The sequence below is a fragment of the Faecalibacterium sp. I2-3-92 genome (assembly GCF_023347315.1).
In the GTDB taxonomy this organism is placed as follows: Bacteria; Bacillota; Clostridia; order Oscillospirales; family Ruminococcaceae; genus Faecalibacterium; species Faecalibacterium duncaniae.
Map to the genome: position 1 here is coordinate 2,812,641 of NZ_CP094470.1, position 12,247 is coordinate 2,824,887.

Here is a 12,247-nt window from a genome sequence, read left to right on the forward strand (position 1 = left end):
GCTCGGATATTCACGCTCAGATATTGCATTTCGGAATCACTCGACCGGATTGGTCAGTGTGCCAATGCCCTCGATCTCGCACCGCACCACATCTCCGGGCTTGAGGAACTGCGGCGGGTCCATGCCCATGCCCACACCCGCCGGGGTGCCGGTGGCAATGATGGTGCCCGCTTTCAGGGTCATACCCTGCGAAAGCTCGGCAATGACATGGTCGATGTCAAAGATCTGCAGGGCGGTATTGGAATCCTGCCGCTTCTCGCCGTTGACAAAGCTGCGGATGCCCAGCCTGGGCGGGTAGTCGGCAAAGGCATCTGCCGTGACGATGCAGGGCCCGATGGGGGTAAAGCCGTCCAGACTCTTGCCGAAATACCACTGTTTGTGCGCCGTCTGCACATCCCGGGCTGAAACATCGTTCAGGATGGTGTAGCCGAAGATGTAGTCCCGGGTCTGACCGGCGGGCACATCCCTGGCATCCCTGCCCAGCACCACAGCCAGCTCACACTCATAATCCAGCTTTTTCACCAGATCGGTGTGGGCCTCGATGGGGCCGCCGTCCGGCACGGCGCGGGTCACGCGCTTGGAAAAGTAGATGGCATCCTCGTGTTTGGTGGCAAAGGCAGCGGCAGAATATTTCTCCGCCTCATCGGAGTGGGCCATATAATTGATGCCCAGGCAGATGACATCCTGCGCCGGGGCCGGGATGGGGCTTTCCAGTGTGACGGCCTCCACAGGCAGAGCGGGAATGCCCGCAATGGCCAGCGACAGCCCATACCGCACCTGCGGGGTCAGAAACGGAATGGCCTCGCTCAGGGTCTCATAGCTCAGGCCCAGCCAGCTCAGCGGCCAGACCTGCCGTCCATCCTCCGATAAAATCGCCGGGTCTTCCACGCCGTCCGGCAAGCGGCAGGTAATAAAGCGCATACCGCATCCCCTTTCTCAGTGCCGATACGCAATGGCGTTCCGGATACGCTCCGCCTCTGCCTGACCGGCCAGCTGGCGCACCAGTTCCAGTGCAAAGGGGATGGCACCGCCCAGCCCATAGCTGGTGGTGATGTTGCCATCCACCACGACCTCTTCATCGTGGACGATGGCACCGGCCAGCTGATCCTGGAAGCCAGCGTGGGCGGTGGCGTTCCTGCCCTCCAGCAGGCCCAGAGAGGCCAGGATGCTGGGGGCGGCGCAGATGGCAGCCACCTTCCGGCCCGCCTTTGCAAAGGCGGCACAGGTCTCGGTGACCGTCTTGTTGGCGGCAAGGTTGGGTGTGCCCGGGATCCCGCCGGGCAAAACGACCATGTCCACATCGGAATAATCCACTTCCTCAGCCAGCGCATCGGCGGTCAGGTGGATCTTATGGCTGCTCACCAGCTCCCTGCGGCCCATGGCAGAGGCCACGATGACCTCCACCTTGGCGCGGCGCAGCAGGTCTACCACCAGCAGAGCTTCGCACTCCTCGGTGCCATCGGCAAAAAATACAACTGCCTTACTCATCTTTACAGACTCCCTTCTAAAAAAGCGCACCGCAGGGCGGGTGCTCCCCTGCCCCGCGGCGCGCGGTCCGTGTTATTCTTCGGCGGGCTGTTCCGCCTTTTCTTCCAGCAGGCGGCGCAGCACACTGTCATCCTTGCTGATGACCCGGCTCACCCGGCTGATGATGGCGCTGGACGCACCAATGTTGCCCATGATGCTGGTATAGCTCTGCTTGTTGACCAGCTTTTCCGCGATGTTATACCGCTGCTCCATTGCACTGAGCTCGGCGTAGCTGCACACATCCTGCAAAAAGCGGTAGCACTCCTCAGGCGTTTTCAGCTCCAGCAATGCAGAATACAGGCCGGACTCTCCGGTGGGATGATCTTTTGCCATGGCTTGTTCCTCCCCTATCGTTCAGGTTGGGTCTGGCCCGCGCGGGGCACTTCAATACACTACTTTATTGTAGTGCAAACGCGGCAAAAAATCAACGGGAAATTTACAGCATTTTTTCCAGCGTGGTCAGCTGCATGGAAATGCCCGCAGCTTCTGCCTCGGCGGGGCCCAGCACGCGGTAGCCCTTGGTCTTAAAGAACTGCAGCACCGGCAGGCACTTGGTGTGCACCTCGCAGTACAGGCGGCCCCGACCCTCACCCCGGGCCAGGCGCTCGCAGGTGGCCAGGATATCCCGGCCCAGTGCCTTGCCCCGGTACTCGGGCTTGAGGTAGAGGTGGAGCAGGTGCAGGGCCGTGTTCTCCATCTTCCAGGCAAAGTAGCCGATGGTCTTGCCGCCCAGCACCACGAGGAAATAGTTCACATCGTTGTCGATATCCGCCTCAATGGCATCGGCGCTCTGCAGCGTTTCCACCAGCGTGTCCAGCTGCTTTGCAGGGTAATAGCGCTTGTAGACCTCGTGCCAGATCTCACTGGCAAGGTCAGCGTTGGCGTGAATGTATTTGGCCTTTGCGACCAGCTTGTAATCGGGTTTCATAGTGCTCCTTATGCGTATACGATATAATCCGGCTTGCGGGGGGCGGCGGGCCGGGGTTCCTCTGCCGGGTAGCCCAGAATGCAGTGGCCCACACCGATATAGTCTCCCTCAATGCCCCACTTCTTCAGCAGGGCCTTGCCCTCTTCGGTCTCGAACTCTTCCTTTGCGCGGTTGATCCAGCAGCTGCCCAACCCGATGGCGGCAGCAGCGTTCATCAGGTTGCCCATCACAAGGCTGCCGTCCTGCACGCCACAGCGGGCGTTGGCATCCGCCAGCACCACCAGAATGGTGGGGGCACCGTACATGGGGTCGCCCGTGTTGCCCATCACGGCAGCATTCATCCGGGTGAGCTGGGCGCGGGTCTCGGCATCCTGCACCACCACGATCTTTGCGCTCTGGCGGTTCATGGCGCTGGGGGCAAAGGTGCCTGCGCGCAGAACGGCTTCCAGCTCCTCTTTCGTGATCTGCTCCGGCTTGTAGGCGCGGCAGCTGCGGCGGGTCTCAAGGGTATGTAAGGTCTCATTGGTCATAGCAATTTCCCTCCCTAAAAGTTCTGGTGTTATTGTACCATACAACGCCGTAAAGTGCAAAACAAAAAGGCGGCTGCGCCTTCCTTTTTGAAAGCGCAGCCGCCTGATTGCTCTTCGTTGGTTTGGAACGAGATGTTTTACAGCGCGGTCTTGATGTTGTGATGCGTGGAGCTGTAACGAACAACTGCTTCCATCAGGGCAACGGGCCACAGAATGACCTTACCCAGGATCTCGGCCGGCTTGACATCCACCGTATCCATGCTGTTGATGCCGAACAGAACCAGACAAGCAATGCCGCAACCCAGAATGTAATAGTACATAAGTCAAACCTCCTATATTTTTCTCACAGGCTTACGCCTGAAGCTCAAGTGTCGGCGGGGCGTTTTCCGCTCTCCGCATTCTTACTATACCGCAGTTTTGATATAAAGTCAATATCCAAAAACGTGAAACAAATTAAAGCTTCTTTTGAAAGCCGTTTTGTTCATGTAAATAAAGCGGTAAAGTTCGCTTTGCTTTATAAATGTGAAGTCAGTGTCCTGAATTGGCCGTGAGCCGGAAACAAATTGTTCATATTCTGCCCTGAAAGAGGCCGAAAACAGGCGTTTTGTACTTGTAAGAAAAACAGGAAATGGTGCACAAAGCTCCATCTGCAATTTTGTGCAGAGCGCCCTGCAATAACAGCTGTTTTTCATACGTTTACAGGTTAAGGAAAGACGTGTCGGAATTTTTTGTTTTTTGAAGTGAGGACACCGCCATGAAGAAAATTTTTCGCAAAAAAATTTTTGCTTTTTTCCTCTCGGCCCTGCTGGTGCTGGCCCTTTCCCTGCCCGTTTTTGCGGACATGGGCCCCAAGCCCTCGGTCACGCTCAAGCTCTATTACACGCCGGGCCAACGCTATGCGGTCACCCTGCTGGGCAATACAGCTCTCAACGGCCCCTGGACCGCCCCGGCAGACTACCGGGAGCGGATGGGTTCCCGGGAGGCCTGGGAGGCCTTCCGGAACTACCCCGCCCCCGAGGGCTACTACTTTCTGGGCTATTTTCAGGAATACCCCGGCGATGCCGATGCAGAGTTCGTCTGGGGCTACTACCCGCCCAACAAGTTCTATGTTTTGCTCTATAATATAGAGACTGGTACATTCTACCGCAGCGAGGAGCCGGTGGAGCGCTATGCCTTTTCCAGCGAGTGGCAGGTGCTTCTCGATTCCCAAGACGGCCTGCGGGTCTACCACAACCGCAACGATTCCGACATCCTTTCCTCCTTTGCCGCCCGGGTGCTCATCACCCTGATTTTAGAGCTGACGTGGGGCATCCTGCTTTTCGGGCTGCGCGGCCCCGCCCAGCGCGATCTCATCGGCAAGGTCAACCTTGCCACGCAGATCATCCTGAACCTCGGGTTGTGCTACGGCACGCTCTATCTCGGGCCGATGTGGGGCAATTTCCTTTATTTTGCACTGGAGGTGCTGGTGTTCTCCGTGGAAGCCTTTGTCTACAACCGGTATCTGCCCTGGCCGGAGGGCAAAAAGCCTCACCCCATCCTCTATGCGCTGTCTGCCAATCTCCTTTCCTTCGGCATCGGGCTGGAATTGAACACCCACTGCACCAACACGCAGATCCGGCTGATCGGGCTTGTCTGTCTGGTGCTGTGGTACGCCGGGCCGTGGCTCTGTCGAAAGCTGCGGAAAGTGCAAAATGCACAATAAAAAGAAAAAAATTCGTCAAGAATCAATCTTGTTGCGCACCGGAAAATCCGCTATAATAGAAGCGTCAAACCAGATTTTACCGGAAAGGAGACACGGACGTATGGCAAAGGCATCTCAGGTCGTTTTACTGGAAAATGAGTTTTACCTCATCAAGGCACCCAATGGGAAGGTGTTGGAGATCAAGAACTTCAACACGGAGAACGGCGCGGCCATCCGTCTGTGGGACTACGCCGGGCATCCGTGGCAGCAGTGGCAGTTCGTGGATGCCGGCGAGGGACGCTGGCGGATCAGGAACCGCTTTACGGGCAAGTTCATCGATCTGGCCTTGGGCGGCGTGGTCGAGGGCACCTGGCTGCACCAGTGGGGCCGCACCAGCGGGCTGAGCCAGTGCTGGGAGCTGGAGTCCACCCGGAACGGCCGCACTCGCATCCGCAATGTGCTGGCCGACAAGTACATCGACCTTGTGGGCATGAACACCTCCAACGGTGCACAGGCCCAGATCTGGAATTACGTCTCGGGCGGCAATCAGGAATGGAACCTGGTGCGCGTTGACCCCGACACCGCGCAGACCAACGCCCGTGCCGAGGAGAAGCGGGACCCGGAGCCCACGCCCTCCCAGCGCAAACACCAGAATGATCTGGTGCGGAAGCTGAACAACGCCGGAAAAGGCCGGGCCGCACGGAAATAAGAAACGATAAAAGCGTCCCACAGGGGGCTCCCTGTGGGACGCTTTTTGTAATGCTGACAGAAACGGAGAATTGCAGATGGAACCCAAATTTCCCATGCGCAACACCACCCTGTGCTATCTGGAACAGGATAATGCCTACCTGATGCTCCACCGCGTGACCAAGAAGAACGACCTGAACCACGACAAATGGATCGGCGTGGGCGGCAAGTTTGAGCCGTTTGAAAGCCCGGAGGACTGCCTGCTGCGGGAAGTGCAGGAGGAGACCGGCCTCACCCTGACCTCCTACCGCTGCCGGGGCGTAGTGACCTTTCTTCTGGGCGAGCTGACCGAATACATGTTCCTTTACACCGCCGATGCCTGGACAGGCACACTGGTAAAGGATGCCGCCCGGAACGAGGGCATTCTGGAATGGGTGCCCAAGGAGCAGGTGGAGCAGCTGCCCATCTGGGAGGGCGACAAGATCTTCTTCCGCCTGCTCGAGGAGGACAGACCCTTTTTCTCGCTCAAACTCCGATATGAAGATGATACGCTGGCTGAAGCCGTGTTGGACGGGAACCCTTTATAACTCCCTCAGTCACGGCTTTGCCGTGCCAGCTCCCTCGGAGAGGGAGCCTTTTAGCCTCCCTCATTGAGGGAGGTGGCATCGCGTAAGCGATGACGGATGGAGTTTAGTTCAGCTTCAGATCGCCCTCTTTGATCCAGCCCAGCTTGCGCTCGATCTCGCAGAAGAGAACGCTCAGGACTGCGGGCAGAACAAAGCAGATGAGGACCATGGCAGCCCAATCCATGGGGGTGATGGCGGCCTTGGTGCCGGCGGCGATATCGTTCACCCAGCCGGTGTACACGCCGATCTGGCCCACCAGACCGCAGGTGCCCATGCCGGAGGAGACCGCCGCGCCGTTCATCTCAAAGTGGAACAGGCAGGTCGCCAGCGGGCCGGTGATGGCCGAGGCCAGCGTGGGGGCGATCCAGATGCGTGGGTTCTTGATGATATTGCCCATCTGGAGCATACTGGTGCCCAGGCCCTGGCTGACCAGGCCGCCCACACCGTTCTCCTTATAACTCATCACGGCAAAGCCGACCATCTGGGCGCAGCAGCCTGCCACAGCAGCGCCGCCCGCCAGACCGGTCAGGCCCAGAGCCGCGCAGATGGCGGCAGAGGAGATGGGCAGAGTCAGCGCCACACCCACGATGACAGACACCAGAATGCCCATGACCAGCGGGGCCTGCTCAGTGGCCCACATGATCAGGGTGCCCACCTGGCTGGCGGCGGCACCGATGGGAGCCGCGATGAGCATGGAAAGGCCCACGCCCACAAAAATGGTCACCAGCGGGGTAACAAGGATATCGACCTTGGTCTCCTTGCTCACGGCTTTGCCCATCTCAGCAGCCACAATGGCAATGATCAGGACAGCCAGCGGGCCGCCTGCGCCGCCCAGCGCATTGGCCGAGTAGCCCACAGTGATCAGGCTGAACAGCACCAGCGGGGGGCAGTGCAGTGCCCAGCCGATGGCGCAGGCCATGGCCGGACCGCTCATGGCCGAGGCATAGCCGCCCAGATCGACCAGCACCTCCAGCCCGGTCTGCTGGCCCAGCGTTTTGATGATGGTGCCGATCAGCAGGCTGGCGAACAGGCCCTGTGCCATGGCACCCAGAGCCTCGATGAGATAACGCTGCGGAGTGATAACGATATCCTTCCGCTTCAAAAAGTCCTTTACACTTGACATAGACTCTTCCTAACCTTTCTCTCCCGGCCCATTGCGCGGGAGCTTTCCGTGTCAAGTATCATACCATACACCTGTCAAGACAGCAAGAGGAGGCCGCGTTTTTCGTCCAAAGCGACAAATTTCACAGCTTTGGATGCAATGATTCTGCCTTCCTGCTCGTTTTTACTGTGGAGCGTGTTTTTCTTTCCGATTTTTCTGCCTGACGCGATGCCGGAGCACAGCGAACTGATTGACGGCGACACGGGTTTGGGTGTATACTGGGAGAGTAAAAATAGCTTTATCCGCAATTATGCGAGACTATATTGGCGGGCCGGTGCAGTTCGTGTATCCTGCCCGGTCCAGCTTGGAGGCAGAGCAAGCGGCATGAAACCAACATCTTTCAAAAAATCAAGCAAGAACGGCACCGGCCGCAGCATCGGCCAGGCTGTTGCGTGCCTTGTGATGGCGGCAGCCATCACCATTGGCGGTGCGGGCACCACCTTTCTGCTGGCATCCCAGCCTGCGGGCCTGACGGTCGAGCCCGCCGCCTTGCAGACTGAGGGCAGAGTGACTCTGCCCAAATTCGATCATAAGAGTGACAGGAGCGAGGCAAAGGCCGAGAGCACCCAGCAAGAGGAGAGCGCTTCTTCTCAGGAGCAGGCCGCAGCCAGCACCCCTGCCGCACCCGTGACCAAGGCAGAGAACACCGCCGCCCCGGCAGAGAGCACTGCCCCCGCTGCGGAGCCCGCTGTGCAACCGGAAGCCGCACCCGCCGACCCCATGGCCGGGGATGCTTCGGAGATCGAGAACGAGAACTCCTTCCCCCACTTCCTGACAGAGACTGAGGCGCTGGCTGCCGAGGACCCGATGGCCGCTCCTGAGGAGGCCGCCATCCTGCCCGAAACGGAGGAGACCGCCCCCGTAGCTGAGGAAGCGCCTGCCGCTTCCGAGAACGGCGAGGAGATGCTGGCCGAGGCTCAGATCAAGGATATCAACGGCACCGTTCTGCTGACCCCCGAGGAGATCCGGGATGCACTGGACAACGGCACGCTGGACGAAGAGAGCATCGACCCCGCCTGCCTGACCGGTGAAAACGGCCTGCTGCAGTGGCTGTGGGAATTCTTCTTCGGCAAGGATGAGGAAGAAACGCCCCAGTATTCCGGCTGGCGCACCGAAAACGGCAAGACCTATTACTATGACCAGAACACCCACCAGCCCGTCACCGGCATCCAGAGCATCGACAACAAGCTCTATTATTTTGATGCCTCCGGCGTGCAGCAGCCCGCCACTTTCGGCATCGATGTTTCCAAGTACCAGAGCAGCATCGATTGGGATAAGGTGAAAACGGCAGGTGTGGAGTTTGCCATCATCCGTATCGGCTACCGCGGCTACGGCTCCGGTGCCCTGGTGCAGGATCCCAAGTTTGAGGAGCACTTCACCAACGCCCGCAACGCCGGGCTGCGGGTGGGCATCTACTGCTTCAGCCAGGCTGTCAACGAGAACGAGGCCCGCGAGGAAGCACAGGCCTGCGTCTATGTGCTGAATGGCCGCCAGCTCGATTACCCCATCTACTTTGATACCGAGGCTTCCGGTGCAGGCAATGGCCGTGCCGATGGTCTGGGCGTGGAAGACCGCACCAAGTGTGCTGTGGCTTTCTGCGAAGAGGTCAAGGCACTGGGCTACAAGCCCGGCGTGTACGCCTCCACCACCTGGTTCCGCAAGCGGCTGGATATGAGCCAGCTGTCCAACTACTACATCTGGAACGCCCACTACAACGTGGCCTCCAGCCCCATTGCCTGCAATATGTGGCAGGGCACCTGCACCGCCCGCATCCCCGGCTACGGCGGCCAGATCGATGTGAACATCAGCTATATGGGCTGATCTGACTGCAAACAAAAAGAGCGAAGATTCAACTGAATCTTCGCTCTTTTTTGATGTGACTTATGTTTTTAAGCAAACATATCCTTCAACTTCTTGAAGAAGCCCTTGCGCTTTTCGTAGTTCTCTTCTTTCAGGGTGCCCTCAAACTTCTTCAGGGCATCGCGCTGGGCCTTGTTCAGCTTCTTGGGGATCTCCACTTCGCACTTGACGTACATATCGCCCCGGCCACGGCCGTTCAGATACTGGATGCCCTTGCCGCGCAGGCGGAAGGTGGTGCCGCTCTGGGTGCCTTCGGGCACGGTGTACTCCACCTTGCCGTCAATGGAAGGCACGGTGATGCTGTCGCCCAGAACCGCCTGGCTGTAGGTGATGGGCACCGTGACCCAGACATCATAGCCGTCGCGCTGGAACACCTCGCTGGGCCGGACCGTGACCATCACGATCACATCACCGGCAGGGCCGCCGTTGACACCGGCATCGCCCATGCCGCGCAGTGCAAAGCTCTGATCGTCATCGATGCCCATGGGGATGGACACCTCCAGCGTTTTCCTGGCGGCAGTTTTTCCGCTGCCGTGGCAGACCTTGCAGGGGTTCTTGACCAGCTTGCCCTTGCCGCCGCAGCGGGAGCAGGGCTGCTGGGTCTGCATCACGCCAAAGGGAGTGCGCTGCTGCCGGATGACATAGCCGCGGCCACCGCAGTCAGGGCAGGTCTCGGGGCTGCTGCCGGCGGCGCAGCCGCTGCCATGGCACTCCGTGCACTCCTGCTGGCGGGTGATGGTGATGTTCTTCTTGCAGCCATGCACGGCCTCATCAAAGCTCAGGGTGATCCGCACACGGATATCCTGACCCTTGCGGGGGGCGTTGGGGTTTGCCTGACGGGCAGAGCCGCCAAAGCCGCCGAAACCGCCGCCAAAGATATCACCGAAGATATCGCCCAGATCGACCCCATCGCCGCCAAAGCCGCTGAAGCCACCCGCGCCGCCGCCGTTCTGGGCTGCATAGCTGGGGTCAACACCGGCAAAGCCGTACTGATCGTACAGCTGGCGCTTCTTCGGGTCCGAAAGCACCTCGTTGGCTTCATTGACTTCCTTGAACTTTTCCTCGGCATCCTTATCGCCGGGGTTGTAGTCCGGGTGGTACTTCATGGCCAGCTTGCGGTAAGCCTTTTTGATCTCCGCATCGGTGGCCGTTTTGGATACTCCCAGCACTTCGTAGTAATCGCGCTTTTCCTGTGCCATAACCATACCTCTATAAAACCAGCAAAGGCCGCCCCGGCAAAACCGGAGCGGCTTTTGCTTTTATCCGGCACGCCTGCCCGCCGGTTTGGCCGGGCATCTGCCGTTTGTGTCAGAACTTAGACTTCCTTGAAGTCAGCGTCCACAACGCCGTCATCGTTGGGCTTCTGCTGGTTGTTTGCGCCAGCATCGGGGCCGGGCTGTGCGCCTGCGGCCTGCTGGGCAGCAGCGGCAGCCTGATACATCTTCTCAAAGACATGGCTCAGCTCATCCTGCTTTGCCTTGATCTCATCGATGGAGCCGGACTGAACAGCGGTCTTGAGGTCGGCCAGCTTTGCCTCAGCTTCGCTCTTCACGTCAGCGGGCATCTTGTCGCCGTTCTCCTTCAGCATCTTCTCAGTCTGGAACACCATCTGATCAGCACCGTTGCGGATATCGACCTCTTCACGCTTCTTCTTATCATCGGCAGCAAACTGCTCAGCTTCCTTCACAGCCTTGTCGATATCTTCCTTGGACATATTGGTGGAAGCGGTGATGGTGATGTTCTGTTCCTTGCCGGTGCCCAGATCCTTCGCGCTGACCTTCACGATGCCGTTTGCATCGATATCGAAGGTGACTTCGATCTGAGGCACACCACGGGGAGCCGGAGCAATGCCATCCAGGTGGAACACACCCAGGCTCTTGTTGTCGCGGGCAAACTCACGCTCGCCCTGCAGAACGTTGATCTCAACAGAGGGCTGGTTATCAGCGGCAGTGGAGAACACCTGGCTCTTGTGGGTGGGGATGGTGGTGTTGCGGTCAATGATCTTGGTGCACACGCCGCCCAGGGTCTCAATGCCCAGGCTCAGCGGGGTGACATCCAGCAGCAGCAGGCCCTTGACATCGCCCTGCAGAACGCCGCCCTGGATGGCAGCACCCACAGCCACGCACTCATCGGGGTTGATGCCCTTGAAGGGCTCGCAGTTCAGTTCCTTCTTGACTGCATCGTAGACAGCGGGGATACGGGTGGAACCACCGACCATCAGAACCTTCTTCAGGTCAGAGGGACGCAGGCCTGCATCCTGCAGAGCCTTGCGGACAGGGGTCATGGTGCGGTCGACCAGATCAGCGGTCAGCTCATTGAACTTTGCGCGGGTCAGGGTCATATCCAGATGCTTGGGGCCGGTAGCGTCAGCAGTGATGAAGGGCAGGTTGATCTGGCTGCTCATTGCGCTGGACAGCTCGATCTTTGCCTTCTCAGCAGCTTCCTTCAAGCGCTGTGCAGCCATCTTATCCTTGCGCAGGTCGATGCCGTTCTCGTTCTGGAACGCATCTGCCATCCAGTCGATGATGCGCTGGTCGAAGTCATCGCCGCCCAGGTGGGTATCACCGTTGGTGGCCAGAACCTCGGTCACGCCGTCGCCCATCTCGATGATGGAGACATCGAAGGTGCCGCCGCCCAGGTCGTAGACCATGATCTTCTGGTCCTCTTCCTTATCAATGCCGTATGCCAGAGATGCGGCAGTGGGCTCGTTGATGATACGCTTGACGTTCAGGCCGGCAATGGTGCCTGCGTCCTTGGTTGCCTGACGCTGGCTGTCGTTGAAGTATGCAGGAACGGTGATGACTGCATCGGTGACAGTCTCGCCCAGATAAGCCTCAGCATCTGCCTTCAGCTTCTGCAGGATCATAGCGCTGACCTGCTGGGGAGTGTACTCCTTGCCGTTCAGGGTCACCTTGTGGTCGGTGCCCATATAACGCTTGATGGAAGCCACCGTGTTCTCAGGGTTGGTGATGGCCTGGCGCTTTGCGACCTGACCCACCAGACGGTCGCCGGTCTTGGTGAAGCCGACAACAGACGGGGTGGTGCGTGCACCCTCAGAGTTTGCGATAACAACGGGCTCGCCGCCCTCCATAACAGCCACGCAGCTGTTGGTAGTACCAAGGTCGATACCAATGATCTTACTCATAATGAAAGCTCCTCTCAAATTCAGAACGTTTTTTGTTTATGTGATGCTCAAATGTTACCAAGCGGATGTTATATTTGAAAACCCTTGCGGGGTCTTGCAAA

Annotated in this window: 13 protein-coding genes; 4 read left to right on the top strand and 9 right to left on the bottom strand. The window is 58.7% G+C overall.

Annotated elements, in window-relative coordinates; translation table 11 throughout:
• Positions 1-36 precede the first annotated feature (36 nt).
• The 6 genes from MTP42_RS13875 to MTP42_RS13900 form a co-directional block, all read right to left on the bottom strand.
• Complete coding sequence (locus MTP42_RS13875; RefSeq protein WP_249257584.1) at positions 37-921, bottom strand: fumarylacetoacetate hydrolase family protein; 885 nt, start codon at positions 919-921, stop codon at positions 37-39.
• Positions 922-936: 15 nt separating this feature from the next.
• Entirely contained in the window at positions 937-1,488 is a 552-nt protein-coding gene (locus MTP42_RS13880) for a DJ-1 family glyoxalase III (RefSeq protein ID WP_005934650.1), read from the bottom strand.
• A gap of 72 nt (positions 1,489-1,560) precedes the next feature.
• Positions 1,561-1,860, bottom strand: a complete 300-nt coding sequence (locus tag MTP42_RS13885; RefSeq protein WP_005934651.1) for a YerC/YecD family TrpR-related protein — start codon at positions 1,858-1,860, stop codon at positions 1,561-1,563.
• Between the two features lie 103 nt (positions 1,861-1,963).
• The gene (locus MTP42_RS13890; protein ID WP_097773195.1) at positions 1,964-2,455 is read right to left on the bottom strand and encodes a GNAT family N-acetyltransferase; all 492 of its coding nucleotides are present in this window, start codon (positions 2,453-2,455) and stop codon (positions 1,964-1,966) included.
• An 8-nt stretch (positions 2,456-2,463) separates the two neighbouring features.
• Positions 2,464-2,985 (bottom strand): nitroreductase family protein, encoded by a 522-nt coding sequence (locus tag MTP42_RS13895; protein WP_005934653.1) that lies wholly within the window; start codon positions 2,983-2,985, stop codon positions 2,464-2,466.
• Between the two features lie 137 nt (positions 2,986-3,122).
• Positions 3,123-3,305, bottom strand: a complete 183-nt coding sequence (locus MTP42_RS13900; RefSeq protein ID WP_005934654.1) for a hypothetical protein — start codon at positions 3,303-3,305, stop codon at positions 3,123-3,125.
• A 434-nt stretch (positions 3,306-3,739) separates the two neighbouring features.
• On the opposite strand from MTP42_RS13900, the gene MTP42_RS13905 reads away from it, so the two are divergent.
• The 3 genes from MTP42_RS13905 to MTP42_RS13915 all read left to right on the top strand — a co-directional run bounded on the left by MTP42_RS13905 (position 3,740) and on the right by MTP42_RS13915 (position 5,940).
• Entirely contained in the window at positions 3,740-4,687 is a 948-nt protein-coding gene (locus tag MTP42_RS13905; protein WP_249257585.1) for a hypothetical protein, read from the top strand.
• A gap of 100 nt (positions 4,688-4,787) precedes the next feature.
• A complete protein-coding gene (locus tag MTP42_RS13910; RefSeq protein WP_035394617.1) occupies positions 4,788-5,375 on the top strand; it encodes an RICIN domain-containing protein in 588 nt (195 codons plus the stop codon).
• Positions 5,376-5,451: 76 nt separating this feature from the next.
• A complete protein-coding gene (locus MTP42_RS13915) occupies positions 5,452-5,940 on the top strand; it encodes an NUDIX hydrolase (RefSeq protein WP_249257586.1) in 489 nt (162 codons plus the stop codon).
• 103 nt (positions 5,941-6,043) lie between these two features.
• Here MTP42_RS13915 and MTP42_RS13920 read toward each other — a convergent pair whose 3' ends face one another.
• Positions 6,044-7,102 carry a PTS transporter subunit IIC gene (locus tag MTP42_RS13920; protein ID WP_154277124.1) on the bottom strand — a complete coding sequence of 353 codons (1,059 nt, stop codon included), beginning with the start codon at positions 7,100-7,102 and terminating at the stop codon, positions 6,044-6,046.
• A gap of 363 nt (positions 7,103-7,465) precedes the next feature.
• Between MTP42_RS13920 and MTP42_RS13925 the strand changes: the two genes are divergently transcribed.
• Positions 7,466-8,962 carry a glycoside hydrolase family 25 protein gene (locus MTP42_RS13925; RefSeq protein ID WP_249257587.1) on the top strand — a complete coding sequence of 499 codons (1,497 nt, stop codon included), beginning with the start codon at positions 7,466-7,468 and terminating at the stop codon, positions 8,960-8,962.
• A 68-nt stretch (positions 8,963-9,030) separates the two neighbouring features.
• On the opposite strand, the gene dnaJ is transcribed toward MTP42_RS13925, so the two are convergent.
• Positions 9,031-10,200 carry a molecular chaperone DnaJ gene (dnaJ, locus tag MTP42_RS13930; RefSeq protein WP_097773189.1) on the bottom strand — a complete coding sequence of 390 codons (1,170 nt, stop codon included), beginning with the start codon at positions 10,198-10,200 and terminating at the stop codon, positions 9,031-9,033.
• Positions 10,201-10,316: 116 nt separating this feature from the next.
• Positions 10,317-12,146: a molecular chaperone DnaK gene (gene dnaK, locus MTP42_RS13935; protein ID WP_005934665.1), complete on the bottom strand. Its 1,830-nt coding sequence runs from the start codon at positions 12,144-12,146 to the stop codon at positions 10,317-10,319.
• Between the last annotated feature and the right edge of the window lie 101 nt (positions 12,147-12,247).